The sequence below is a fragment of the Nocardioides stalactiti genome, assembly GCF_014180715.1.
Lineage (GTDB): Bacteria > Actinomycetota > Actinomycetes > Propionibacteriales > Nocardioidaceae > Nocardioides > Nocardioides stalactiti.
The window spans coordinates 12,026-36,045 of sequence record NZ_JACEFC010000037.1; the positions used below are offsets into that span (position 1 = coordinate 12,026).

Here is a 24,020-nt window from a genome sequence, read left to right on the forward strand (position 1 = left end):
CAGATCGCGCGGCGCCGCTAGGGCTTCTCGGCGTCGTTGGCTGCGGCGAGCGCGGCCTTGCGGGCCGCACGCCGGTCGCCGGGGATCTTCTCGAGCTCGGCGACCGTGGGCGCCCCGAACATCGGGAGGCCGTGCTGCTTGCGGAGCAGGCCCCAGACCACGGGCACGAGGACGAGCATCGCGATGCCGACCCCTGCGACGAGCATGGCCTCCAGGGTCTCCTTGCCCTCGCCGAACGGGTGCAGCCCGGCCTTGAAGAGCAGGGCGACACCCGACATCGTCAGCACCACGACGATGCCGCGACGGATGTAGGACTGCGGGACCCGCGGGGCGATCCGGGCGCCGATGAGGGTGCCGGGGACCGAGCCGATCACGAGCGGGATCAGCAGGGCCCAGTCGAGCCCGTGCAGGAGGATGTTGGCGACCGCGGCGCTGAAGACGAGCGGGACCGCCTGCACCAGGTCGGTGCCGACCAGCTTCACGGCCGAGAGGCCGGGGTAGAGCATGAGCAGCGCGATCATGATGACCGAGCCCGAGCCGACGCTGGTGATGCCGACGAGCAGGCCGCCCAGCATGCCGACGAGCAGCGTGGGGATCGGGCGGATCGGCGGGTTCTCGTCAGGGGTCGCCGCGCCGCTGCGCACCCGGCGAAGGTTGATGTAGAGGCGCAGCGCGTAGGTCGACGCGGCGAAGAGCAGGGCGATGCCGATGCTGAGCTTGAGGACGTTCTCGAGCTGCTCGGTGTCGTCGGTGAGCGCGCTGACCAGGTAGGGCCCGACGAACGCCATGGGGACCGACCCGGCGATCAGCCAGGCGGCGAGCCGGAGGTTCGGGGAGCCCTCCCTGGCGTGGGTGATCGCGCCACCGGTCTTGTAGATCGCCGCAGCGGTCAGGTCGGCGGTGACGATCGTCGCGGTGTGCCCGACGCCCAGGAAGATGAGGGCCGGCGTCATCAGGGCGCCGCCGCCCATGCCGGTCAGGCCGACCACGATGCCGACGAAGAAGCCTGCGGCGACGATCGACAGCGCCGTGAGGGTGAGGAGCTCGCTCATCTCGTGATCCTCCCTGCTCCGGCGAGGCGGGGCATGACGACGCGCAGCAGCCCGTCGATCTGGTCCGCGGCCTGCTCAGCCGCGGCGCGGCCGCGGCTGAAGGGGTCGCTCACCTCGTGGGCGGCTGTCGAGGCCGCGCGGCGGTGGCCGGCGAGCGCGACCAGCTCGCGGCCGACGACCGACTCGTCGATCCTGCTGACCGACTCGGCGAACTGGCCGAGGGTGAAGACCTTCCGGAACGCGCCCGGCGCCTCTTCGAGCACGAACTCGCGGTGGCTGGTCTCGGCGGTGAGGACCAGGTCGGCGGCCTCCACGAGCTCGCGGGTGAGTCGGCGGCTGCGGAACCCGGCGACCTGCTCGTCGTCGACGCCGCGGCCGGCGAGGACGCCGGCCATGGTCTTGTCGACGCCGTGGTCGGTGAAGCCGTGCGTCCCGGCGCTCGCGAACTCGATCGCGATCGGGTGCTCGGCGAGGAAGGCGTCCGCCCGCAGTTCCATGTAGGGCGAGCGGCAGATGTTGGCGGTGCAGACGAAGAGGATGCTCAGGTGCGGGGGAGCGGCGGCGCGCGACCCGTCGGCTGCCTCCAGGCCGCCCACCTCGGGCGGCTCGGTGACGGTCACGCCCTCCGGCGGAGCGGGGGTGGCGACCGTGCGGCCTGCCGTCGGGGCGGCGTCGTCGACCAGGTCGAGGTAGCCCGACGCGCGCAGCGCGAGCAGGACGTCGTCGAGGGCCTCGTCGATGGTGCGCCCGGTCGTGTCGACCCGGACGTCGGCGTCCTCGGGCTCCTCGTAGGGCGAGGAGATGCCGGTGAACTCGGGGATCTCGCCGCGGCGGGCCTTCGCGTAGAGGCCCTTGCGGTCGCGGCGCTCGCACTCCTCGAGCGGGGTCGCGACGTGGACGAGGAAGAACGCGCCGCCGGCCTCGCCGACGTACTCGCGCACCTGCTGGCGGGTCTCGTCGAACGGGGCGATCGGGCTGCAGACCGCGACGCCGCCGTGGCGGGAGATCTCCGCGGCCACCCAGCCGATCCGGCGGATGTTGGTCTCGCGGTCCGCCTTGGAGAAGCTGAGGCCGGCCGACAGGTTCCGACGTACGACGTCGCCGTCGAGGCTGGTGAGGCTGCGCCCACCGCGCTCGAGGAGCCGGTCCATCAGCGCCTGCGCCAGGGTCGACTTGCCGCTGCCCGACAGGCCGGTGAAGAAGATGACCAGGCCCTGCTCGCTGCGCGCGGGCCGGTCCTCGCGGACGATGTCGGCCACCGCGGCGGCGGGGGTGCCGCCGGGAGCGAGGTCGAGGACGGGGTCGCCGTCGGCGTAGTTGCCGACCACCTGCGCACGCAGGGCGGCGTCGCCCGCCGGGTCGTCGTGGGCGGCGAGCGGCACCGCGACGACGTCGACCGGGCGGCCGGCGACGGACGCGGCGACCCGGAGGGTGGCGCGCAGCAGGCCGACGGCGGAGAGGGCGGGCGTGCCGCGGCCGACGAGCGCGAGCAGGACGAGGCCGCTGGTGCCGTCGCCGATGCCGCTGAGCTGGGCGACCTGGGCGTCGCTCAGCACATCGGTGACGGTGACGAAGGTGCGGCCGGCGTACTGCTCGCGAACCTCCGACGGCGCCAGGTAGAGGCGGCGGAACGGTCCGTACTGCGCGTGGGTGAGGGGGGTGACCGCCCAGCCGGCGGCGCCGCCGGCGACGCGTGCCAGCGGCAAGCCCTCCGGGTCCACGAGCTCGACGACACCTCCGTCGGCGACCTGTCCGGCGAGGGCGTCGGGAAGCGCGAGGGTGACCGGGCTCCCCGGCTCGTTGAAACCGACGGTGGGAGCCAGGCCGCCGACCGTCAGCAGCTCCAGGTCGTCCAGCTCGCGCGGAGACGGACAGTGCTGAGGGATCGGCGGGTTCGACACGGTCTGTATCCTGCCAAACCCACGAAAGTCACTAGGTATTACCGACCGCTCCGTGGCCCGTGTGAACCAGTTCACGTGCCCCCAGCTTGCAAAGTGCTAACTATTGCTAGCACACTGGGGCCATGGTGAAGGCAAAGGTGACCGAGACGGTCGGCGCACTGGGTGACTACCTCAAGGAGCAGCGCACGCAGTCGCGCCTCTCCCTGCGGCAGCTCGCCGAGCAGGCCGGCGTCTCCAACCCGTACCTGAGCCAGATCGAGCGCGGGCTCCGCAAGCCGTCGGCAGAGGTTCTGCAGCAGATCGCCAAGGCGCTGCGGATCTCCGCGGAGCAGCTCTACATCCGGGCGGGGATCCTCAGTCCGGATGACGGCGTGGGTGGGTCGGTCGAGCTCGCTGTCCTCAGCGATACCGGCCTCACCGAGCGGCAGAAGCAATCGCTCCTCGATGTCTATGCGTCGTTCCTGGCTCTCAACGAGGCCGATGCGGCATCGCCGCCCGTCGACCTCCCCGAGAGCAGCTCCCAGGGCGACGCACCGACCGACCCCTCCTGATAAGTCCCAGCAACTCCCACCACAAAGAAGGGTGTACTCCACCATGCCGAAGTTCGAGCTCCCCAAGTTCGAGGTCCCGAAGATCGAGGTCCCCAAGGTCGAGATCCCGAAGATCGACCTCCCCAAGATCGACCTCAAGGCCATCAACCTCCCCGAGGTTCCCGAGGCCGCCCAGAAGCCGCTCTACGCCGGTGTCGGCGCGACCGACCTCGCCGTCGAGACCGTCCGTGGCTACGTGACCGAGGTCCAGACCCACCTCAACGCTCGCGTCGCGGACGTCCAGAAGTCCGTCAAGGAGTTCGAGGCGCCCAAGCCGAAGTCGCTCCAGGACAAGGCTGTCGCCCAGCTCAACGACACCCGCGCGAAGTTCGAGGCCAAGCTCGCCGAGCTCCAGGCCGACGCCAAGGCGCTCCCCAAGAAGCTCCAGGGCCGCTACGACGACAACGTCGCCGCCGCGACCAAGCAGTACGCCGACCTCGCCAAGCGCGGCGAGACCGTCGTGACCAAGCTGGTCAAGGGCGAGGAGCCCAAGGCTGCTGCCGCCGCCGCTCCGGCTCCGGCCGCGAAGAAGGCTCCGGCCAAGAAGGCTGCCGCCAAGAAGGCCCCGGCCAAGAAGGCTGCCGCCAAGAAGGCTCCGGCCAAGAAGGCTGCTGCCAAGTGAGCTGACGCTCCAGCGCTTCACCGCGAGGCCCCGAGGGTGACCGACCCTCGGGGCCTTGTGCTTTTCTCGAGCGCCGGGGCCGTAGACTCGCGCCCACCATGAACGTGTTCGAGCTCGAGGGCCTGGTGCAGGTCGCGATCTTCTTCGTGCTGCTCGTGGTCAAGATCTTCGCGTTCGTCAGTTCGCTGCTCTACTCGGCCGAGTCCTACCTCGCCGCCGACAAGCTCAACAAGCCGACCTGGACCATCATCCTCGGCATCGCGGTGCTGCTCCAGCTGCTGCCCCTGCCGATCGCGCTGGTCAACCTGGCGATGACGATCGCTGCCTTGGTCTATCTCGCCGACGTCCGTCCGGCGCTGGCGGGGCTGCGGCGAAGGTGAACGTGTTCTAGTTTTCGTCGCGGAATGTTCAACTTCGTGCGTACCCTTCCCGGGTTCGGCGTCGTTACCGTGGCAGATACCGGCGGTGGGGGCCTGCCGGCAGCCTGGGACCTTATTCGGTGGGAGTGGATGCAGTGATCGGTGACAGCGCGGTGCGGCCGTGGGGCTCGTGGCAGGTCCTCGACGAGGGCGATGGGTTCAAGGTCAAGCGGATCGTCGTCGAGCCCGGCTCACGTCTCTCCTACCAGACCCACGAGCACCGGGCCGAGCACTGGACGGTCGTCTCCGGCACCGCCACCTGCGTGATCGACGGCGAGGTGCTGATCCTCGAGGTCGCCGACTCCGTCAACGTCGCGATCGGTGAGCCGCACCGGATCACCAACGAGCACGACGTCCCGCTCATCATCATCGAGGTCCAGCACGGCACCTACACCGGCGAGGACGACATCTGTCGGCTCGAGGACGACTACGGCCGCGTAGAAGCCGTCTGAGCGACGCTCACTGGCCGCGGGCGGCGTAGGCCGCCTCAGTGGCTGCCTTGGCCGGCCGCCACCAGGCCTCGTTCGCCTCGTACCAGGCGATCGTCGTGCGCAGCCCCGCCTCGAGTCCGTCGTACGACGGACGCCAGCCGAGGTCGGCGCGCAGCCGGCTCGCGTCGATCGCGTAGCGCAGGTCGTGCCCCGGGCGATCGGCGACCAGGTCGATGTCGTCCTCCGGGCGGCCCATCAGCCGCAGGATCGTGCGGACGACGTCGAGGTTGGAGCGCTCGCCGTCGGCGCCGATCAGGTAGGTCTCGCCGACCGTGCCGCGCTCGAGCACGGCCAGGACGGCCGCGTTGTGGTCCTCGACGTGGATCCAGTCGCGGACGTGCGACCCGGTGCCGTAGACCCGCGGTCGTCCCCCGTCGAGGATGGTCGTGACCTGGCGGGGGACCAGCTTCTCCACGTGCTGCCAGGGCCCGTAGTTGTTGGAGCAGACCGAGACGGTGGCCCGGATCCCGAAGCTGCGGACCCACGCGCGCACCAGGTGGTCGGCGCCCGCCTTGGAGGCGGAGTAGGGGCTGCTGGGGCGGTAGGGCGCGTCCTCGGTGAACCGCTGCGGGTCCTCGAGCGCGAGGTCGCCGTAGACCTCGTCGGTGGACACGTGGTGGAGCCGTACGTCGTACCGGCGGACGGCCTCGAGCAGGGTGAACGTGCCGATCAGGTTGGTGTGGACGAACGGTGCCGGGTCGACCAGCGCGTTGTCGTTGTGCGACTCCGCGGCCAGGTGGACGACGGCGTCGTGCTCCGCAACCAGTGGGTCGACCACGCCCGCGTCCGCCACGTCGCCCACGACCAGCCGGAACCGGTCGGCGGGCAGGCCGTCGAGAGCCGCCGGGCTGGCGGCGTAGGTCAGCTTGTCGAGGGCCGTGACCGAGGCGTCGGTGCGTTCGAGCAGGTGCCGGACGAGGTTGCAGCCGATGAAGCCCGCACCGCCGGTCACCAGGATCCGCTGAGGCACATCCGGCATGCTAGTGGGATGCGGGGGATCATCCTGGCGGGCGGCACGGGCAACCGGCTGGCTCCGGTCACCCTGGCGGTCAGCAAGCAGCTGATGCCGATCTATGACAAGCCGATGGTCTACTACCCGCTCTCGACGCTGATGCTCGCCGGGATCCGGGAGGTCCTGGTCATCACGACGCCGCACGAGGCCGACCAGTTCCGCCGGCTGCTCGGCGACGGGTCGCACCTCGGCATCGTGGTGACCTATGCGGTGCAGCCGTCCCCGGACGGCGCGGCGCAGGCGCTGGTGATCGGTGAGCAGCACATCGCCGGCGGGTCCTCGGCCCTCGTCCTCGGCGACAACATCCTCTACGGCCCCGGTCTCGGCGGGCGGCTGCGTCGCTTCGACACCATCGATGGGGCGCACGTGTTCGCCTACCCGGTCGCCGACCCGGAGGCGTACGGCGTCGTCGAGCTCGCCGCCGACGGCCGTCCGCTGGCCCTGGTGGAGAAGCCGGCGCGGCCCCGCAGCAACCTCGCCGTGCCCGGGCTCTACTTCTACGGCCCCGACGTCGTCGAGCGCGCGAAGGCGCTGCGCCCGTCCGCCCGCGGTGAGCTCGAGATCACCGACCTCAACGCCGGCTACCTCGCCGAGGGGCGGCTCAGCGTCGAGGTCCTCCCGCGCGGGTCGGCGTGGCTCGACTCGGGGACCTTCGAGGCGCTCAACGACGCCGGCAACTACGTGCGCACCCTCGAGGCGCGGCAGGGGACCAAGGTCGCGGCCCCCGAGGAGGTCGCCTGGCGGATGGGCTACATCGACGACGCCCAGCTCGTACGCCTCGCCGAGGGGCTGCGCGCGAGCGGCTACGGCGACTACCTGCTCGGCCTGCTCGAGGACCATCGCCGCGGGGTGTGACGGAGGGATCGGTAAAAGTCCGCAGGACCTGTTCCTGGCGGGCCGTCGTCGTGCGACGGTGGGTCCCATGTGGTCGACCCTCGGTCCGCGACGCCTCCTCGCGGCATCTCTGTCCACCGTCCTCGGCGCGGCGGTGGCACTGGTGCCGCAAGAGGCTGCGCCTGCAGGTCCGCCGGAGCCGGTCACCCCGAAGATCACCAGCGGGACCAACGGTGTCATCGCCTGGACCGACCTCATCCTCGACCCGAACACCAGCGGAGTCGAAGGTGGCTCCCTCGACTCCACCGGCCCGTCCTCGTACTTCCACCTCGGCGACTTCGACGTCGCCCCACGTGATCCCGAGTTCTCCCCGGACGGCACCCAGGTCGCGTTCACCGCCTACGGAGCACCCGGAGACGGGGACGGCATCTGGACGGTCGAACGACCGTTCTCCTACGGCGACGAGGCCCTTCAGCTCACTGACAGGTCCAGCGACACCGACCCGACCTGGTCCCCGGACGGGAGCCGGATCGCCTTCCTTCGCAAGGAGGCCGGGGGCAACGGGATCTTCGTCGTTCCCGCCGGCGGAGGGACGCCGATCGAGGTGTTCCACGACGAGGACCTCTGGGGGTATGACCTCTCCTGGTCGCCGGACGGGACCAAGATCGCGTTCAGCAACTTCTCCGATGAGCCGTTCGCCTCCCCGCAGCACGTGTACGTCCTGGACATCGCGGCCGGGACCGTGGTCGACCTCGGGCGAGGCGAGGCGCCGGCGTGGTCGCCGAGCGGCAACCGGATCGCGTTCCAGTACCTGCAGTCCCCCGGCAACTGGGACATCTACTGGATGAACCCCGACGGAACCGGCCGACTGCTGCTGCTCAACGCCTCCTACAGCGAGGAGGAGCCCGCATGGTCGCCCGACGGCTTCCGGATGGCCTTCCTCACCCCGACCCAGGTCAGGTCCTACAACTGGACCAACGGGGGACAGGCAGTCGTGGCCAGCACGACGACGGCCGAGTCGACGACGTGGGGGGCCGCGCAGCCGGCGTGCCAGGGTCGCCAGGCGACGATCAGTGGGACGAGCGGCCCCGACACGCTTCGAGGCTCGGACGGCGTGGACGTCATCCACGGCATGGGCGGCGACGACACGATCATCGGGCTCCAGGGGCAGGACGTCCTCTGCGGAGGCGCGGGGTCGGACACGGTGAGCTACGAGGGCCAGACCGCGCCGGCGACGGCGTACCTCGGCGAGATCTCGCCGACCGCTGCGGTGAGCGACCTGATCGCCGCGGACGTGGAGAACCTGATCGGAGGCGCCGGACCCGACACCTTGGTCGGCGACGAGCGGATCAACCGGATCGAGGGGGGCGACGGCGCCGATGAGATCACCGGCGGGGCCGGGGTGGACATCCTCGTCGGTGGCCGTGGTGACGACACCCTGGTCGGCGGCGACGGCGACGACGCGCTCGTCGGCGGCGGCGGCGACGACCTGCTCGTCGGCGAGGAGGGAGCCGACCAGATGAGCGGCGCGGCGGGCGACGACGTCCTGCGCGGCGGTGAAGGCGCGGACTCGATGGACGGCGGGCTCGATGCGGACCTGCTCGCGGGCGGACCGGGGCTCGACACCGCCCAGTACGGCGGCCGCCTGGTCGGGGTGCTGGTGAGCCTCGGCGCGGGCGGCGCCGACGACGGCAGTCGCGAGGACGGGACGCTCGGCGAGCGCGACACGGTGCGTGGATCGGTCGAGAACGTCACCGGCGGATCCGGGGCGGACACCCTGGTCGGCAGCGAGGTCGCCAACCAGCTCACCGGCGGCGCCGGTGCTGACGAGCTCCGCGGCGGCGACGGTCGCGACGTCCTGCGCGCCAACGACGGGATCAAGGACCGAGTGATCGACTGCGGCGACGGGGACGACGCCGCCGCGATCCGCGACTCGATCGACCCGGCACCGATCAGCTGTCCCTGACCCTGCCCGGCTCTGCCGGCTCTGCCGGCTCTGCCGGGCGAGGTGTGACGGGCGGATCGGTAAAGATCTTGGGCCAGTGCTTGCGCTCGACCGCCGAAGCGCGGACGGTGATCCCATGCGGTCGACCCTCGGCCTGCGACGGCTCCTCTCGCTCACCCTCCCGGCGGTGCTCGCCGCGGTCCTCGCCGCGGTGCCGTACGAGAGCGCGGTCGCGGATCCCGCCGAGCAGGAAGAGGCGAAGGTCGCCGCCGGCACCAACGGCGTCATCGTGACCATGCAGCAGTACTACGACGGCAACGGCCTGCCCACCTCCGCATCGCTGCGGGGCTCCAACCAGTACGGCTACTTCCACGAGCCCGACTCCAGCGCGCGGACCAACGACCCGGAGTGGGCGCCCGACGGCATCCGGATGGCCTACTCGGCGTACGGCGGGGCGGTGAGCGCACAGGGCCTGTGGGTCGTCGCGAACCCGCTCGGGCACACGACGAACTTCCTCCAGCTCACGACCAGCCAGTACGACACCGACCCGACGTGGTCCCCGGATGGCAAGCAGATAGCGTTCGCCCGGTCGCAGAGCGGCGACGGCGGGATCTGGGTCGTGGATGCCACCGGCGGCGCACCGATCCCGATCCTGCGCAACACCTCCTACTTCCCCGACGACCTGGCCTGGTCGCCGGACGGGACCAGGATCGCGTTCGCCGGCTTCAGCGGGCGCGCGTTCGACTCCCCGGTCCACGTGTTCGTCGTGGACGTCGACGGCGGCACGCCGGTCGACCTGGGGCTCGGCTCGGCGCCGTCGTGGAGCCCCGACGGCTCGCGGATCGCGTTCCAGTTCCCCTTCTCCTCCACCGACGTCGACATCGGCACGATGGACCCCGACGGCACCGACCGCTACGCCGTGATCGGCTCGACGCGCAACGAGTACGAGCCGACCTGGTCGCCCGACGGCACCTCGATCGCCTTCATCGCGGCCGACGGCGTCAACGTCTACTCGTTCGCGACCGGGTCGCTCACCGTCCCCATCCCCGGCAGCAACTACTTCTCGACCACGTGGGCCGCCCAGCAGCCGACGTGTCTGGGTCGGGCCGCGACGATGAGCGGCTCGCCCGGGAACGACACGCTCCGCGGCTCCCGCGGCGTCGACGTCATCCACGGGATGGGCGGCAACGACACGATCCTCGGGCTCCAGGGCCAGGACCTGATCTGCGGCGGCCCGGGGGCCGACACGGTCAGCTATGCCGGCCAGGCCTCGCCGGTGCGCGCCTACCTCGGAGAGATCGACCCCCACTCAGGCGTCAGCGACCTCATCGCGGGCGACGTGGAGAACCTGGTCGGCGGTTCGGGTCCGGACGTGCTGGTCGGCGACGACGCGGCCAACCGGCTCGACGGCGGGGGCGGGGAGGACCGTCTCGACGGGGCGGGCGGGGCCGACGTCCTCCTCGGCAGGAACGGCGAGGACATCCTGGTCGGTGACGACGGCAACGACCTGCTGGTGGCCGGCAACGGCGAGGACGCGCTGCGCGGCGGCGACGGCACCGACACCCTCGACGGCGGGTTCGACGGCGACCTGATCAACGGCGGCGGAGGCACCGACAGCGTCGAGTACGAGCTGCGCACCATCGGCGTCAACGTGTCCCTCGGCAGCGGCGCCGCCAACGACGGCAGCCGCGAGGACGGGACGGTCGGTGAGCGTGACACCGTGCGCGGCTCGGTCGAGAACGTCGTCGGCGGGTCAGGCGCGGACACCCTGGTCGGCAGCGAGGTGGCCAACCAGCTCACCGGCGGCGCGGGCGCCGACACCCTGCGCGGCGGAGGCGGCCGCGACGTGCTGCGCGCCAACGACGGGGCGCGCGACGCGGTCATCGACTGCGGCGACGGCGACGATGCGGCTGCTGTCCGGGACGCCGTCGACCCGGCGCCGATCAGCTGCCCCTGACCGCTCCGCGAGGGCGCTCCGCGTAGGCTCCACCCTCGTGAAGATCCTCGTCACCGGCGGTGCCGGCTACCTCGGTTCCATCACGTCCAAGGCGCTGGAGGCCGCGGGGCACACGCCCGTCCTCCTCGACTCGCTGCTGGTCGGACCGCGGCAGTACACCGAGGGGCGGATCTTCTACGAGGGCGACATCGCCGACCGTTCGCTGGTGCGCCGGGTGGTCGAGGAGCACCCCGAGATCGAGGCGACCATCCACATGGCCGCGCGGATCGTCGTACCGGAGTCGGTCGAGCTGCCCTACGAGTACTACCGCGACAACGTGGCGAAGTCGCTGGAGCTCTTCGACGAGCTCGAGCAGCTCGGCAAGCCGCGGATCCTCTTCTCCTCGACGGCCTCGCTCTATGCGCTGCAGCCGGCGTTCGAGGTCCGGGAGACCGACCCGGTCGACCCCACCTCGCCGTACGCCCGCACCAAGCGGATGATGGAGATGTGCCTCGAGGACATCGCCAAGGCCACGTCGCTGCGGGCGATCATCCTGCGCTACTTCAACCCGATCGGGGCCGACCCGGACCTCGCGACCGGCTACCACCTCAAGGACGCGACCCACGTCGTCCCGCTGCTCGCCCAGACGGCGCTCGGCTTCCGTGACTCCTTCACCATCACCGGCACCGACCTGCCGACCCGCGACGGCACCGGGATCCGCGACTACATCCACGCCTGGGACCTGGCCACTGCCCACGTCCGCGCGGTCGAGAAGTTCGACGACGTGATCGCGGCCGAGGGCGCGCCGTACTCCTACCTCAACATCGGCGGCGGTGACGGCGTGACCGTCAAGGAGCTCATCGGCGCCGTCGAGCGCGTCGTCGGCAAGCCCGTGCCCGTCACGGAAGCCCCGCCCCGCCCCGGCGACGCGGTCGGTGCGTTCGCCAACGCCGACAAGGCCCGCGAGCTGCTCGGCTGGCAGACCGAGGCCACCCTCGACGAGGCGATCGCGTCGGCGCTCGCCTGGGGCGAGAAGCGCAAGGACGTCCTCGGCTACGAGTAACCGAACCTCGCTGGTTCGCCGACCGAACCTCGCTGGTTCGCCGACCGAACCCTGCGGGTTCGCCGACCGAACCCTGCGGGTTCGGCTCAGTAGGCGCCGCGGCCGAGCAGGACGACGCCGAGGGTGCGCCACAGGATGTGGAGGTCCTGAAGCATCGACCAGTGGTCGACGTAGTACAGGTCCAGCCGGATCGCGTGCTCCCAGGAGAGGTTCGAGCGGCCGGAGACCTGCCAGAGGCCGGTCATGCCGGGGCGGACGTGCAGGCGGCGCCGGGCGGCGACGTCGTACTGCGCGACCTCGTGGGGGAGCGGCGGGCGGGGGCCGACCAGGCTCATGTCGCCGCGGACGACGTTCCACAGCTGCGGCAGCTCGTCGAGGGAGTAGCGGCGCAGCCAGCGACCGGGCTTGGTGATGCGCGGGTCGTCCTCCATCTTGAACAGCCCGCCGTCGTAGCCGGTCGCCACGTGCAGCGCGGCCAGCAGGTCCTCGGCGTCCACGACCATCGTCCGGAACTTCGCGCAGCGGAACGGGACGCCCTGGCGGCCGACCCGCGACTGGGAGAAGAAGACCGGGCCGCCGTCGTGGAGCTTGATGCGCAGCGCGATGAAGAGGAAGAGCGGGCTGAAGAAGGCCAGCAGAGCGAGCGCGCCGACGAGGTCGAAGGCCCGCTTGCCGAGCTTGGTGGCCTGGGCCCAGGCGGGGGCGCCGAGGTGCATGAGCGGCAGGCCGCCGACGGGCCGGAAGGAGGCCCGGTCGTTGACGATGCCGGTCGCGCCCTGGGCGACGACGACACCGATGCCGCGCTCCTCGAGCTGCCAGACCTTCTCCTGGAGCTCCTGTGCCGTGGCGGAGGAGCCGCCGGCGAACAGGATGAGCTGAGCGTCGGTGCGCAGGGCGGCGAGGGTGACGTCGTCCGTCGTACCGACGACCGGGACGCCGCCGATGGTGGTGGTGGCGTCGCCGGGAGGGGTGACCGCGCCGATGACGCGGTAGCCCAGCCAGGGGGCACGGTCGAGGACGCCGTGGACGTCGTCGACGTGCTCGGGTGACCCGGCGATGAGAACGGGGAGGCCGAGGTAGCCGGCGCTGCGAGCCCGGTGCAGCGCGTAGCGGGCGCCCCAGCGGGCGAGCCCGAGGCTCGGCACGCCGATCACGAAGATCAGCAGGAACAGGCCGCGGGAGACATCGGCCTGGGAGACGAAGAGGACCAGCGCCAGGATCCCGGTGTAGGTGAGGCTGGCGTTGAGGACCCGCTTGTACTCGTCACTGCCGCCGCCGAGGACCTGGCGTCGGTAGCCGCCACCGAGGGCGATCACCAGGATCCAGCCGAGGGTGACGAGCGGACCGGTCGTGCGGCTCGCCAGGTCGGCGGTCGACGTCGGGTCGAACCACGGCATCGGGTCGTCGAGGAACGAGGCGACGCCGGTCGCGAGGGCGACGACGGCGACGTCGAGGAGGATGAGCAGGAACGGCAGGAACCGGAGGGTACGGCTCAGAGGTGCGGACAGCGCCTGGGAACGGGCAGTGGCAGTGTGCCCGATGGCTACCGTCACAAGATCACCTCAGCTTTGGTCCAATGCAGGAAACGCAAAGTGCCGACTCCCCCCCGGTGCGACGCAGGTCCAACGACCTGCACCGTCATCGGTTACACAGTGGAAGGTTCTGTCTAGACCAGTGTCCAGCTCGTGCTCGGCCCCGCGGACGGTGGCGTTCCTCATTTGCGCCGCCGTGCTGCTCGGTGCGTGCGCGGGGACGCCGGTGCCGGTCGAGCCGTCAGGTGGCCCGGCAGCACCCTCCGCGCCGCTCTCGACCGTTGCGACGACGCCGCCGGAGCCGGAGCCCATGGTCACCCGCACGGCTCCGACCATGGTCCCTGCGGCGCACCTCGCCGGCGTCGTCGTGGTCGTCGACCCTGGCCACCAGCTCGGCAACGCCGCCTTCCCCGCCCAGATCGGCCAGCCGGTCGAGGCGGGGGGCTTCTCCAAGCCGTGCAACACCACGGGCACGGCCACCGAAGGGGGCTACGCCGAGGCGACCTTCACCTGGGAGGTGGCGCTCCGCCTGCGGCGGGAGCTCCAGCGGGCAGGCGCCCGGGTGCTCCTCACTCGGACGAGCAACGACGGCGGGGCGTGGGGCCCCTGCGTCGACGTCCGCGGCCGGGCCGGCAACCCGGGCCAGCCGGGTCCGACGGCCGACCTGAAGATCAGCATCCACGCCGACGGATCGCTCGAGGCCGGCGCCCACGGCTTCCACGTCATCGCGCCCACCGAGGTCGACCCGTGGACGACTGACATCGCCGGGACCTCGCTGCGGCTCGCCGGCCTGGTGCGTGACGCGCTGGTCGACGCCGGCCTCGCCACGTCGACGTACGTCGGCAGCGACGGCATCGACGTCCGGGACGACCTGGCGACCCTCAACCTGTCCGACGTGCCGACGGTGCTCGTCGAGCTCGGGAACATGCGCGACGACGGTGACGCTGCCCTGATGACCAGCGCCGCCGGGCAGCAGGACTACGCCTCGGCGATGGCCGCAGCCGTGGAGCGCTTCCTCGACCGGTGAGAGCCGGCGTGGTCGCGCTCGTCCTTGCGGCTGCGCGCGTGCGTCGCGTGGGTGACGGAATTGCGGCGCTTGCCTCCGAAGTGACCGCCGTGCGGGCACGCGCGTCCGTACTTGGCCCGGCATCGGGCCTTCCTCATCCATCTGCGGAATGCGCGCATCAGGACCCGGAACTTCCTCCCCCCAGGGAGATGTGGGCAAGCGGCGTCGATCGTCCCGAGAAGGACCAGTCTGCCTCGCCGCCCGCCCGAAGGCGAGCCCTTTGGTCAACGCCGCCAAATCCGGTGTGCACCGGCTCGGTAGTGTCGCGCGCATGTCCGTCGACGTGCCGGTGAGCGGGATCCGTGCCGCCCGCTGGGAGGACTGGTCGCTCGACGACCTGCTCGCGGCCAAGGGCGACACCCGGGTCAGCCTGGTCGTGCCCGCACGCAACGAGGCCGGGACCGTCGGCGACGTCGTGGTGCGGGTCCGCGAGCGGCTCGTCGAGACCGTCTCGCTCGTCGACGAGATCGTCGTGATCGACAGCGACTCCACGGACGCGACGTACGACGTCGCCGCGTCGGCCGGGGCGGACGTGCACCGTTCCGCCCAGATCCGGCCCGATCTCGGGACGCACCCGGGCAAGGGCGAGGCGATGTGGAAGTCCCTCTTCGTCACCACCGGCGACCTGCTCGTCTTCATGGACGCCGACCTCACCGACTGGGACACACACTTCGTCCCCGGCCTGCTCGGGCCGCTGCTCACGTGGCCGGACGTCCGGCTGGTCAAGGGCTTCTACGAGCGCCCCGGTGAGCGGGGCCCGCTCGACGGCGGACGGGTCACCGAGCTGGTCGCCCGCCCGCTGATCTCGCTGCTCTTCCCCGAGCTCGCGGACCTGGTCCAGCCGCTCGCGGGCGAGTGGGCCGTCCGACGGTCGCACTTCGCCTCGCTCACGGTGCCGACCGGGTATGCCGTCGAGCTCGCCGCCCTCATCGACACCGCGGCCGCCCACGGCGCGTCCGCGATCGCGCAGGTCGACCTCGGGAGCCGTGCGCACGGCCACCAGCCGCTGCTCGACCTGGGGGCGATGTCGGTCCAGATCCTCGAGGCCGCCCTCCGGCGGGGCGCTGGCCTGCAACCGCAGGGGGAGAGCGCCGTGCTGCGCCAGTTCCTGCCTGGCCCGGTGCCGCGGGACCGGGTGGTGGAGACGATCGAACGACCGGCGGCGGAGGCCCTGCTGTGACCCTGAGGCTCGGGCGGCACGTGTTCGCCGACGACGCGACGCTGATGATGGCGATCGTCAACCGCACCCCGGACTCCTTCTACGACCAGGGCGCCACCTGGGCCGCGGACGCCGCGTTCGCACGGGTCGCGACCGTCGTCGAGCAGGGCGCCGAGATCGTCGACATCGGTGGTATCAAGGCCGCGCCGGGGGTCGAGATCTCGCCGGCGGAGGAGAAGGAGCGCGTCGTCGACTTCGTCGCGCGGGTCCGCGAGGCGTTCCCGTCGCTGGTGATCTCGGTCGACACCTGGCGGGCCGAGGTCGGCGCGGCCGTCTGCGCGGCCGGGGCCGACGTCCTCAACGATGCGTGGGGCGGCGCCGATCCCGAGCTCGTCGACGTCGCCGCTGAGCACGGCGCCGCGATCATCTGCACCCACACGGGCGGCGTGACGCCGCGGACCCGCCCGTTCCGCATCGAGTATGACGACGTGGTCGCCGCCGCGATCGCCGACACGGTCGCCTACGCCGAGCGGGCCCTCGCGGCCGGCGTCGCGCGGGAGGCGATCGTCATCGACCCGGCCCACGACTTCGGCAAGAACACCTTCCACTCCCTCGAGCTCACCCGCCGGCTCGGGGAGATGGTCGACACCGGGTGGCCGGTCCTGGTGTCGCTCTCCAACAAGGACTTCGTCGGCGAGACCCTCGACCTGCCGGTCGGGGAACGCCTCATCGGGACCCTCGCGGCCACCGCCGTGTGCGCGACGGCAGGAGCGCGGATCTATCGCGTGCACGAGGTGGTCGAGACCCGCCAGGTGGTCGACATGGCCTGGTCGATCGCCGGCCGCCGGCCACCGCGCCGCGCGATCCGGGGGCTCGCATGACCTCCTCCCGGCGGACCACCGTCGCCCTGGTGCCGGGCGTCCTCGCCCTGCTGCCGTCGTACGCCTCGATCGAGGACCCGGTCGCCGACCTGCGGGCCGCCTGCCGGACGGTGGTGGCGGCGCTCGGGCCCCGGGTCCGTGTCCTCGCGGCCGACGACCGCGGACGCCGTGTCGCCCGCTCGCTGCTCGCCGGCGCGGAGGNGACCGCGGACGCCGTGTCGCCCGCTCGCTGCTCGCCGGCGCGGAGGTCGAGGAGGTGGAGGAGGATCCCACCGGCGTCCTGGTCGTCGGGAACGGCTCGGCCAAGCGCACGCTCAAGGCCCCGGGCCACCTCGACGAACGCGCCCAGCCGTTCGACGAAGAGGTCCGGCGGGCGCTCGTCGAGCCTCTTCCGGCCGGGCTGGCCGGCCTCGATCCCGCGCTCGCCGAGCACCTCTGGGCCGACGTCGGCGCCTTCACTGCCCTTGCCGACCTGCTGACCCCGGCGCACCGCGTCGAGGTCCGCTACGACGACGCGCCCTACGGCGTGCAGTACTGGGTGCTCCGCTGGTCCTGAAACGGGCGAGACTAGAACCTGTTCTAACCTCTGCTCATGCTCCTGGACCTCCAGCTCGACGGCCGTCCCGACCAGGCGCTGACGCGGGCGCACGCCCTCGCCGAGGCCGGCGCCGCCGGTCTCTTCACGTTCGAGGGCCCGCACGACGTGTTCCTCCCGCTCGCCGCGGCGGCCGGCCAGGTCGACGTCGACCTGATGACCAACGTCGCGATCGCGATGCCCCGCAGCCCGATGCACCTGGCGCACGCGGCCTGGGACCTGCAGCTGATGAGCGCGGGCCGCTTCCGGCTCGGCCTGGGCTCGCAGATCCGGCCCCACATCGAGAAGCGTTACGGCGCCACCTGGTCGCCGCCGGCGGCGCGGATGCGCGAGATCGTCCTCGCGGTGAAGGCGATCCTGACCTCCTGGCAGGACGGCACGCGGCTCGACTTCCGCGGCGAGCACACCTCCCACACGCTGATGCCGCCGACGTTCGTCCCCGGGCCGAACCCCCACGGACCGCCGCCGGTACTGCTCGGCGCGCTCGGGCCGCTGATGACCCGGACGGCGGCCGAGGTCGCCGACGGCCTCCTCGTGATGCCGTTCCACAGCCATCGGCACTTCCGTGAGCGCACCCTCCCGGCGGTGGCCGACGGGCTCGCCCTGGCCGGCCGCACCGCCGCCGAGCTCCCTCTCTATCCGCAGGCGATCCTGGCCATGGGTCGCACCGAGGAGGAGCTCGAGCGCGCGTCCCTCGGGGTCCGTGGGCTGCTCGCCTTCTACGGCTCGACGCCGGCGTACCTCCCGGTGCTCGAGGTCGAGGGCTGGGAGGGCGTCCAGCCCGAGCTCAACCGGCTGTCGAAGGTCGGTGACGTCGCCGCGATGATCGGCCTCGTCACCGAGGAGATGACCTCCACGCTCGCGGTCCGTGGCACCCCCGAGGAGTGCGCGGCCGAGCTCCGGCGCCGTTTCGGGGACGTCGCCGACCGCGTGTGCTGCTACTTCCCCGGGTACGACGCGCCGGTCGACCAGATCGCCGACCTCGCTGCCGCCCTCCGCTGAGAAGAACCTCAGCCGCGGCCGAAGGCGGGCTTCTCCTTGGCGAGGAAGGCACGGACGCCCTCGGCGAAGTCCGGGCCGCCGTAGACCGCGTGCAGCAGCTCGTCCTCGCCGGGGATGTCGATCTCGGTGAGGTGGGCCCGCGCGCGCAGCTGCTGCTTGCTCGCGCTGATCGTGACCGGCGATGCCGCGAGGATCCCGTCGACGAGTGCGCCGACCTCGGCGTCGAGCGCGGCGCGGTCCTCGACGCAGGCGACCAGGGCGCCCGCGCCGTAAGCCCGGTCGGCCCCGACGAGGCGGGAGGCCAGGAGCATCTCGCGGGTCAGCGCCTCGCCGAACACCTCGGCGCAGCGGAACAGGACCGGCGAGGACAGCGCGTTGCCCAGGGTGCGCGCGATCGGGTACCCGAACCGGCTCTGCGCGGTCGCCACCCGCAGGTCGCAGTTGGTCGCCACCGCCAGCCCGCCGCCGACGCACACCCCGTCGACGGCCGCGATCGTGACCTGGGGCAACGCGAACAGGCCCTCGAGCATCTCGCGGATCCACGTCTCGTAGCCCACGACGTCCTCGGTCTCGACGAAGTCCGCGATCTCGTTGCCGGCGGCGAACGCCCGGCCGCCGGCACCCCGCAGCACGACGACCCGCACCGACGCGTCGGCAGCGGTGTCGATCCAGAGCCGGCGCATCTCGCCGTACATGGCCCGGGTGAAGGCGTTGCGGCGCTCGGGCCGGTTGAAGGTGATGTCCAGGACGCCGTCGCGGCGCTCGATCAGCAGGTCGCTCACGTCGCCGCACGCTACCGGCCGCCCGTGCTCCTGCTGACGCCCGGCGGGTTCAGCTGAGGCTGTCGAAGCGCTCCCTCGACAGCACCCACGCAGCGAGGCCTCCGCCGACGGCACCGAACAGGTGGCCCTGCCAGGACACGCCGGGCTGGCCGGGGAGGACGCCCCACAGCACGCCGCCGTAGACGAACAGCACGACGACCCCGAGCACGATCTGCCAGAGCTTCTGGTTGAGGACACCGCGGATCGCGAGGTAGACGATCCAGCCGAAGACCAGCCCGGACGCACCGATGTGGTTGCTGTTGCCACCGGCGACGAGCCAGACACCGACCCCGCCGACCACCCAGATGATCGCGGTCGCGGCGAGGCCGCGCAGCAGGCCCGACGCGAGCGTCAGGAAACCGAGGACGAGGACCGGCACGCTGTTGGAGATCAGGTGGTCCCAGCCGCCGTGGAGGAACGGCGCGAACACGATGCCGAGCAGTCCCTCGCCCGAGCGGGGCTGGACGCCGTACTGGTCCAACCGATGACTCATCGCGGTGTCGACGATCTCGATCGCCCACAGCAGCGCCGTGAACAGCCCGGTCGCCGCGGCGGCCTGCTGCCAGACCGGAATCTCCCTGCCCCTGATCTCCACGGGACCAGTCTGCCCAATCCAGCGGCCGAACGAACGTACCTGTCGCGACCGCGTCAACCGTGCTCGCGGTCCGGCGAAGTCGCTCAGGCGATCCTCAGCGCGTGCCCTTCCGGGCCCGCGAGGCCATCTTGGCCCGCTCGTTCTGGTCGAGGACGACCTTGCGGATCCGGACCGTCTCGGGCGTGATCTCGACGCACTCGTCCTCGCGGCAGAACTCCAGGCACTGCTCGAGGGAGAGCTTCCGCGGCGGGATGAGCTTCTCGAAGTTGTCGGAGGTCGCGGACCGGATGTTGGTCTGCTGCTTCTCCTTGGTGATGTTGACGTCCATGTCGTCGGCGCGGGAGTTCTCGCCGACGATCATGCCCTCGTAGACCTCGGTGGCCGGCTCGAGGAACATCACGCCGCGCTCCTGCAGCGAGGTCATGGCGTACGCCGTCGCCGCGCCCGAGCGGTCGGCCACCAGCGAACCGGAGGCGCGCGAGCGGATCTCGCCGGCCCAGGGGTGGTAGCCCTCGGAGATGTGGTGGGCGATGCCGGTGCCGCGCGTCTCGGTGAGGAAGTCGGTACGGAAGCCGATGAGGCCGCGGGCCGGGACCACGAAGTCCATCCGCACCCATCCGGTGCCGTGGTTGGTCATGCCCTCCATCCGGCCCTTCCGGTTGGCGAGGAGCTCGGTGATGGTGCCGAGGAACTCCTCGGGGGCATCGATGGTCAGCCGCTCGAACGGCTCGTGGACCTTGCCGTCGACCTCGCGGGTGACGACCTGCGGCTTGCCGACGGTGAGCTCGTAGCCCTCGCGGCGCATCTGCTCGACGAGGATCGCCAGCGCCAGCTCGCCGCGGCCCTGCACCTCCCAGGCGTCGGGACGCTCGGTCGGGAGCACGCGCAGGGACACGTTGCCGATGAGCTCGGAGTCGAGGCGGTCCTTGACCAGGCGGGCGGTGACCTTGTGGCCCTTGCCGCCCTTGCCGACCAGCGGCGAGGTGTTGGTGCCGATGGTCATCGAGATCGCAGGCTCGTCGACGTGGATGAGCGGCAGGGCGATCGGGTTGTCGGGGTCGGCGAGGGTCTCACCGATGGTGATGTCCGGGATGCCGGCGACCGCGACGATGTCGCCCGGACCGGCGGACTCGCCCGGCTTGCGCTCGAGGCCCTCGGTGATGAGCAGCTCGGTGATCTTGACGTTCTTGACGCCGCCGTCGCGCTGCATCCAGGCGACCTGCTGGCCCTTCTTCAGGTTGCCCTGCTTGATCCGCAGCAGCGCGAGCCGCCCGAGGAACGGGGACGCGTCGAGGTTGGTGACGTGGGCCTGGAGGGGCGCGCCCTCGTCGTACACCGGCGCCGGGATGTTCTCCAGGATCGTGCGGAACAGCGGCTCGAGGTCGGTGCCCTCGGGGAGGGTGCCGTTCTCGGGCTTCGTCAGCGACGCGATGCCGGCCTTGCCCGAGGCGAACACGACGGGGAAGTCGAGGGCGTCCTGGCTGTGGTTCTCGTCGAGCAGGTCCATGAACAGCTCGTAGGTCTCGTCGACGACCTCGTCGATCCGGGCATCGCCGCGATCGGTCTTGTTGACCACCAGGATGACCGGCATGTCGGCGTTGAGCGCCTTGCGCAGCACGAACCGCGTCTGCGGCAGCGGGCCCTCGGAGGCGTCGACCAGCAGCACGATGCCGTCGACCATCGACAGGCCGCGCTCGACCTCACCGCCGAAGTCGGCGTGGCCGGGGGTGTCGATGATGTTGATCGTCATGTCGCCGTCGGCGAGCTCCTGCGCCGAAGGGCCGCGATAGTGCACCGCGGTGTTCTTCGCGAGGATCGTGATGCCCTTCTCGCGCTCCAGGTCGCCGGAGTCCATGACCCGCTCGGCGACGCCCTCGGCCTGGTGCGCGCTGAACGCGCCCGCCTGGTGCAGCATCGCGTCGACCAGGGTGGTCTTGCCGTGGTCGACGTGGGCCACGATGGCCACGTTGCGCAGGTCGGTTCGCTTCATCTGAGACACGAGGGGTCAGCCTATCCGCGCGGGCGCGTTGACCCCGCATTGTCGGGACCCCGTCGGAGGCCGTGAGAGACTGCGCGAATGCAGACGATCGGACTCGTCGGGGGCATGAGCTGGGAGAGCAGCGCCGCCTACTACGAACTGCTCAACCGTGGTGTCGAGGAGCGGCTGGGCGGTCTCCACTCCGCCAAGACCGTGCTGGCATCGGTGGAGTTCGCGCAGATCACCGCCCTCCAGGAGGCGGAGGACTGGGACGGCGTCGCCGAGATCCTCGCCGCCGCCGCGCAGTCGGTCGAGCGGGCGGGCGCCGAGTTCCTCATGCTCTGCACCACGACGTTCCACCGGGTCGCCGAGCAGGTCGAGGCCGCGGTCGACATCCCGCTGGTCCACCTGGCCGACGTGGTCGCGGAGTCCGCGAAGGCCCAGGGCGTCGAGGTCCTCGCGCTCCTCGGCACGAAGTTCGCGATGAGCCGGACCTTCTTCACCGAGCGGATCGCCCGGCACGGCCTCGAGGTGACGGTCCCCGACGAGCAGCACCACGACGAGCTCAACCGGATCATCTACGACGAGCTCGTCCACCGGAAGGTCGTCGACGACTCCCGCAAGTACGTCGTCAACCTCATCGACGAACTGTGGGACGCCGGTGCCGGCGGGATCATCCTCGGCTGCTCCGAGCTCGAGCTACTCGTCAAGCAGGCCGACTCCGACCTCCCGGTCTTCCCCTGTACGACGCTGCACGTGCGCGCAGCGCTCGACCGGGCGTTGCTGTAACTCAGTGTTCAGTTCGCTACCGCGGTGGTGTGACCACGTTTTTCGTGTCGTACCGCCGTGGGAGCGAACTGAACACTGAGTTACCGCACCCGGTTGAGTTACAGCACCCGGTGCACCTTGTGCTGCGCCGCCTGCGCGCGCGGCCGGATCACCAGCTCGTCGATGTTGACGTGGGGTGGGCGGGTGGCGACCCAGGCGATGGCGTCGGCGACGTCCTCGGCGACGAGGGGTTCAGCAACGCCGGCATAGACGGCGTCCGCCCTCGCCCGGTCCCCGTCGAACCGGACGAGTGCGAACTCGTCGGTCCGGACCATGCCCGGTGCCACCTCGCACACCCGGATCGGCTGGTCGTAGAGCTCGAGCCGCAGTGTCTCGGTGACGACCTTGGTGCCGTGCTTGGCAGCCGTGTAGCCGCCACCGCCCTCGTAGGCGACCCGGCCCGCGGTCGAGCCGACGTTGACGATGACGCCGGTGCCGCTGCGCAGGAGCGCGGGGAGCAGGGCGCGGGTCACCTGCATCAGCCCGATCACGTTGACGTCGTACATCCGGCGCCACTCGTCGCTGTCGGCCGCGGCGACCGGCGACGCCCCGAACGCCCCGCCCGCGTTGTTGACCAGCACCTCGAGCGGTCCTCCGACAGCATCGGCGAGCGCCTGGACGGCGGCGGCGTCGGTCACGTCGCACACGACCGCGCGGCCACCGATCTCCTCGGCGAGCGCCTCGATCCGCTCCTGGCGACGGGCGACGCAGACCACCTCGTAGCCCTCGGCGGCCAGCCTCCGTGCCGTGGCCGCACCGATCCCGCTGCTCGCACCGGTCACCACTGCCTGTCCGCGGGTACTCATGGGGCAGAGTGTGTCAGCCGGGGAATGCACCGCGATCGGCGCTGGTTGCAACGCTTCGGGGAGGTCCCGACCCCGCTCAGGAGGTGTGCATGACCGTGGTCCGCCGGATGGCGATGATCAGCCTGCACACGTCCCCGCTGGACCAGCCCGGGACCGGTGACGCCGGCGGCATGAACGTCTACGTCGTCGAGGTCGCCAAGCGGCTCGCCGCCCGTGGCATCGAGGTCGACATCTTCACCCGAGCGACCAGCAGCCAGCTCGACCCCGTCGTCCGGATGGCCGACGGCGTCCAGGTGACCAACGTCCACGCCGGCCCGTTCGAGGGGCTCACCAAGGACCAGCTGCCGGGGCAGCTCTGCGTGTTCGCCCGGGAGGTGCTGCGCGCCGAGGCCGCCCACCCGCTGGGGCACTACGACGTCGTGCACAGCCACTACTGGCTCTCCGGTCAGGTCGGCGCCCTGGCTCGCGACCGGTGGGGCGTCCCGCTGGTGCACTCCATGCACACCATGGCCAAGGTCAAGAACGAGGCGCTCGCCGAGGGCGACACCCCCGAGCCCGAGGCGCGGGTCATCGGCGAGGAGCAGGTCGTCGACGCTGCCGACGTGCTGCTGGCCAACACCGACCTGGAGGCCAAGCAGCTCATCAACCTGTACGACGCCGAGCCGGGCCGGGTCGAGGTCGTCCACCCGGGCGTCGACGAACTCGTGTTCCGCCCCCAGGACCAGGCCGCCGCCCGCGCCGAGCGCGGCATCGCGGGCGACGCGCTGGTGCTCCTGTTCGCCGGCCGCATCCAGCCCCTCAAGGCCCCTGACGTCCTGCTGCACGCGACGGCCGAGCTGCTCCGGCTGCGGCCGGACCTGCGCCGCCGGCTGGTCGTCCCCGTTGTCGGCGG

At 71.4% G+C, this 24,020-nt stretch carries 23 protein-coding genes; 15 read left to right on the plus strand and 8 right to left on the minus strand.

From position 1 onward, the window contains the following. Window positions 1–17 precede the first annotated feature (17 nt). Together H0487_RS09680 and cysC are read right to left on the minus strand one after the other, a co-directional pair. Window positions 18–1,052: a sulfite exporter TauE/SafE family protein gene (locus H0487_RS09680; protein ID WP_183094032.1), complete on the minus strand. Its 1,035-nt coding sequence runs from the start codon at window positions 1,050–1,052 to the stop codon at window positions 18–20. Further along, the gene (gene cysC, locus H0487_RS09685; RefSeq protein ID WP_183094033.1) at window positions 1,049–2,953 is read right to left on the minus strand and encodes an adenylyl-sulfate kinase; all 1,905 of its coding nucleotides are present in this window, start codon (window positions 2,951–2,953) and stop codon (window positions 1,049–1,051) included. Before cysC ends, H0487_RS09680 begins: the two co-directional genes overlap by 4 nt. Before the next feature lie 122 nt (window positions 2,954–3,075). Between cysC and H0487_RS09690 the strand changes: the two genes are divergently transcribed. The 4 genes from H0487_RS09690 to H0487_RS09705 all read left to right on the plus strand — a co-directional run bounded on the left by H0487_RS09690 (window position 3,076) and on the right by H0487_RS09705 (window position 5,036). Next, a complete protein-coding gene (locus tag H0487_RS09690; protein WP_183094034.1) occupies window positions 3,076–3,504 on the plus strand; it encodes a helix-turn-helix domain-containing protein in 429 nt (142 codons plus the stop codon). 43 nt (window positions 3,505–3,547) lie between these two features. Next, a complete protein-coding gene (locus tag H0487_RS09695) occupies window positions 3,548–4,165 on the plus strand; it encodes a hypothetical protein (RefSeq protein WP_183094035.1) in 618 nt (205 codons plus the stop codon). A gap of 98 nt (window positions 4,166–4,263) precedes the next feature. Next, complete coding sequence (locus H0487_RS09700; protein ID WP_183094036.1) at window positions 4,264–4,545, plus strand: DUF2516 family protein; 282 nt, start codon at window positions 4,264–4,266, stop codon at window positions 4,543–4,545. A gap of 125 nt (window positions 4,546–4,670) precedes the next feature. Continuing rightward, complete coding sequence (locus tag H0487_RS09705) at window positions 4,671–5,036, plus strand: phosphomannose isomerase type II C-terminal cupin domain (protein WP_312855883.1); 366 nt, start codon at window positions 4,671–4,673, stop codon at window positions 5,034–5,036. A gap of 7 nt (window positions 5,037–5,043) precedes the next feature. Here H0487_RS09705 and rfbB read toward each other — a convergent pair whose 3' ends face one another. Further along, on the minus strand, window positions 5,044–6,045 hold the full coding sequence (gene rfbB, locus H0487_RS09710; RefSeq protein WP_312855884.1) for a dTDP-glucose 4,6-dehydratase: 1,002 nt from the start codon (window positions 6,043–6,045) through the stop codon (window positions 5,044–5,046). Window positions 6,046–6,063: 18 nt separating this feature from the next. On the opposite strand from rfbB, the gene rfbA reads away from it, so the two are divergent. The 4 genes from rfbA to galE all read left to right on the plus strand — a co-directional run bounded on the left by rfbA (window position 6,064) and on the right by galE (window position 11,865). Further along, complete coding sequence (gene rfbA / locus H0487_RS09715) at window positions 6,064–6,942, plus strand: glucose-1-phosphate thymidylyltransferase RfbA (RefSeq protein ID WP_183094038.1); 879 nt, start codon at window positions 6,064–6,066, stop codon at window positions 6,940–6,942. Window positions 6,943–7,009: 67 nt separating this feature from the next. Next, window positions 7,010–8,887, plus strand: a complete 1,878-nt coding sequence (locus H0487_RS09720; RefSeq protein WP_183094039.1) for a PD40 domain-containing protein — start codon at window positions 7,010–7,012, stop codon at window positions 8,885–8,887. Between the two features lie 115 nt (window positions 8,888–9,002). Further along, window positions 9,003–10,823, plus strand: a complete 1,821-nt coding sequence (locus H0487_RS09725) for a PD40 domain-containing protein (protein WP_183094040.1) — start codon at window positions 9,003–9,005, stop codon at window positions 10,821–10,823. A 37-nt stretch (window positions 10,824–10,860) separates the two neighbouring features. Further along, window positions 10,861–11,865: a UDP-glucose 4-epimerase GalE gene (gene galE, locus H0487_RS09730; protein WP_183094041.1), complete on the plus strand. Its 1,005-nt coding sequence runs from the start codon at window positions 10,861–10,863 to the stop codon at window positions 11,863–11,865. An 86-nt stretch (window positions 11,866–11,951) separates the two neighbouring features. Here galE and H0487_RS09735 read toward each other — a convergent pair whose 3' ends face one another. Beyond that, on the minus strand, window positions 11,952–13,418 hold the full coding sequence (locus tag H0487_RS09735) for a sugar transferase (protein WP_183094042.1): 1,467 nt from the start codon (window positions 13,416–13,418) through the stop codon (window positions 11,952–11,954). A gap of 121 nt (window positions 13,419–13,539) precedes the next feature. Here H0487_RS09735 and H0487_RS09740 point away from each other — a divergent pair, with 121 nt between their 5' ends. The 5 genes from H0487_RS09740 (at window position 13,540) to H0487_RS09760 (ending at window position 18,100) form a co-directional block, all read left to right on the plus strand. Then, window positions 13,540–14,424 (plus strand): N-acetylmuramoyl-L-alanine amidase family protein, encoded by an 885-nt coding sequence (locus H0487_RS09740; protein WP_312855885.1) that lies wholly within the window; start codon window positions 13,540–13,542, stop codon window positions 14,422–14,424. A gap of 310 nt (window positions 14,425–14,734) precedes the next feature. Beyond that, window positions 14,735–15,643, plus strand: a complete 909-nt coding sequence (locus H0487_RS09745) for a glucosyl-3-phosphoglycerate synthase (protein ID WP_183094043.1) — start codon at window positions 14,735–14,737, stop codon at window positions 15,641–15,643. Then, window positions 15,640–16,503, plus strand: a complete 864-nt coding sequence (gene folP / locus H0487_RS09750; protein WP_312855886.1) for a dihydropteroate synthase — start codon at window positions 15,640–15,642, stop codon at window positions 16,501–16,503. The genes H0487_RS09745 and folP overlap by 4 nt, the downstream gene beginning before the upstream one ends. A 256-nt stretch (window positions 16,504–16,759) precedes the next feature. Then, a complete protein-coding gene (locus tag H0487_RS23320; RefSeq protein ID WP_246383270.1) occupies window positions 16,760–17,059 on the plus strand; it encodes a class III extradiol ring-cleavage dioxygenase family protein in 300 nt (99 codons plus the stop codon). A 36-nt stretch (window positions 17,060–17,095) separates the two neighbouring features. Further along, on the plus strand, window positions 17,096–18,100 hold the full coding sequence (locus H0487_RS09760; RefSeq protein ID WP_183094044.1) for a TIGR03617 family F420-dependent LLM class oxidoreductase: 1,005 nt from the start codon (window positions 17,096–17,098) through the stop codon (window positions 18,098–18,100). Window positions 18,101–18,108: 8 nt separating this feature from the next. Here the strand turns inward: H0487_RS09760 and H0487_RS09765 are convergent, their stop codons facing one another. The 3 genes from H0487_RS09765 to typA all read right to left on the minus strand — a co-directional run bounded on the left by H0487_RS09765 (window position 18,109) and on the right by typA (window position 21,506). Next, window positions 18,109–18,882 (minus strand): enoyl-CoA hydratase-related protein, encoded by a 774-nt coding sequence (locus H0487_RS09765; RefSeq protein WP_183094045.1) that lies wholly within the window; start codon window positions 18,880–18,882, stop codon window positions 18,109–18,111. Between the two features lie 49 nt (window positions 18,883–18,931). After that, window positions 18,932–19,516, minus strand: coding sequence for a rhomboid family intramembrane serine protease (locus tag H0487_RS09770; protein WP_312855887.1), 585 nt, complete (start codon window positions 19,514–19,516; stop codon window positions 18,932–18,934). A gap of 94 nt (window positions 19,517–19,610) precedes the next feature. Beyond that, window positions 19,611–21,506, minus strand: a complete 1,896-nt coding sequence (typA, locus tag H0487_RS09775) for a translational GTPase TypA (RefSeq protein ID WP_183094046.1) — start codon at window positions 21,504–21,506, stop codon at window positions 19,611–19,613. Window positions 21,507–21,593: 87 nt separating this feature from the next. Here typA and H0487_RS09780 point away from each other — a divergent pair, with 87 nt between their 5' ends. Continuing rightward, window positions 21,594–22,283 (plus strand): aspartate/glutamate racemase family protein, encoded by a 690-nt coding sequence (locus tag H0487_RS09780; protein ID WP_183094047.1) that lies wholly within the window; start codon window positions 21,594–21,596, stop codon window positions 22,281–22,283. A 98-nt stretch (window positions 22,284–22,381) separates the two neighbouring features. Here H0487_RS09780 and H0487_RS09785 read toward each other — a convergent pair whose 3' ends face one another. Further along, window positions 22,382–23,128 carry an SDR family oxidoreductase gene (locus H0487_RS09785; RefSeq protein ID WP_183094048.1) on the minus strand — a complete coding sequence of 249 codons (747 nt, stop codon included), beginning with the start codon at window positions 23,126–23,128 and terminating at the stop codon, window positions 22,382–22,384. An 89-nt stretch (window positions 23,129–23,217) separates the two neighbouring features. Here H0487_RS09785 and H0487_RS09790 point away from each other — a divergent pair. Continuing rightward, window positions 23,218–24,020, plus strand: an 803-nt coding sequence (locus tag H0487_RS09790; protein WP_246383272.1) for a glycosyltransferase, incomplete at its 3' end; no start/stop codon positions are given.

Coding starts and splice junctions, on each gene's coding strand:
- H0487_RS09680 (WP_183094032.1), bottom strand. CDS start 1,052: ATGAGCGAGCTCCTCACCCTCACGGCGCTGTCGATCGTCGCCGCAGGC.
- H0487_RS09690 (WP_183094034.1), top strand. CDS start 3,076: ATGGTGAAGGCAAAGGTGACCGAGACGGTCGGCGCACTGGGTGACTAC.
- H0487_RS09695 (WP_183094035.1), top strand. CDS start 3,548: ATGCCGAAGTTCGAGCTCCCCAAGTTCGAGGTCCCGAAGATCGAGGTC.
- H0487_RS09700 (WP_183094036.1), top strand. CDS start 4,264: ATGAACGTGTTCGAGCTCGAGGGCCTGGTGCAGGTCGCGATCTTCTTC.
- rfbA (WP_183094038.1), top strand. CDS start 6,064: ATGCGGGGGATCATCCTGGCGGGCGGCACGGGCAACCGGCTGGCTCCG.
- H0487_RS09720 (WP_183094039.1), top strand. CDS start 7,010: ATGTGGTCGACCCTCGGTCCGCGACGCCTCCTCGCGGCATCTCTGTCC.
- H0487_RS09725 (WP_183094040.1), top strand. CDS start 9,003: ATGCGGTCGACCCTCGGCCTGCGACGGCTCCTCTCGCTCACCCTCCCG.
- H0487_RS09745 (WP_183094043.1), top strand. CDS start 14,735: ATGTCCGTCGACGTGCCGGTGAGCGGGATCCGTGCCGCCCGCTGGGAG.
- H0487_RS09760 (WP_183094044.1), top strand. CDS start 17,096: ATGCTCCTGGACCTCCAGCTCGACGGCCGTCCCGACCAGGCGCTGACG.
- typA (WP_183094046.1), bottom strand. CDS start 21,506: ATGAAGCGAACCGACCTGCGCAACGTGGCCATCGTGGCCCACGTCGAC.
- H0487_RS09780 (WP_183094047.1), top strand. CDS start 21,594: ATGCAGACGATCGGACTCGTCGGGGGCATGAGCTGGGAGAGCAGCGCC.
- H0487_RS09785 (WP_183094048.1), bottom strand. CDS start 23,128: ATGAGTACCCGCGGACAGGCAGTGGTGACCGGTGCGAGCAGCGGGATC.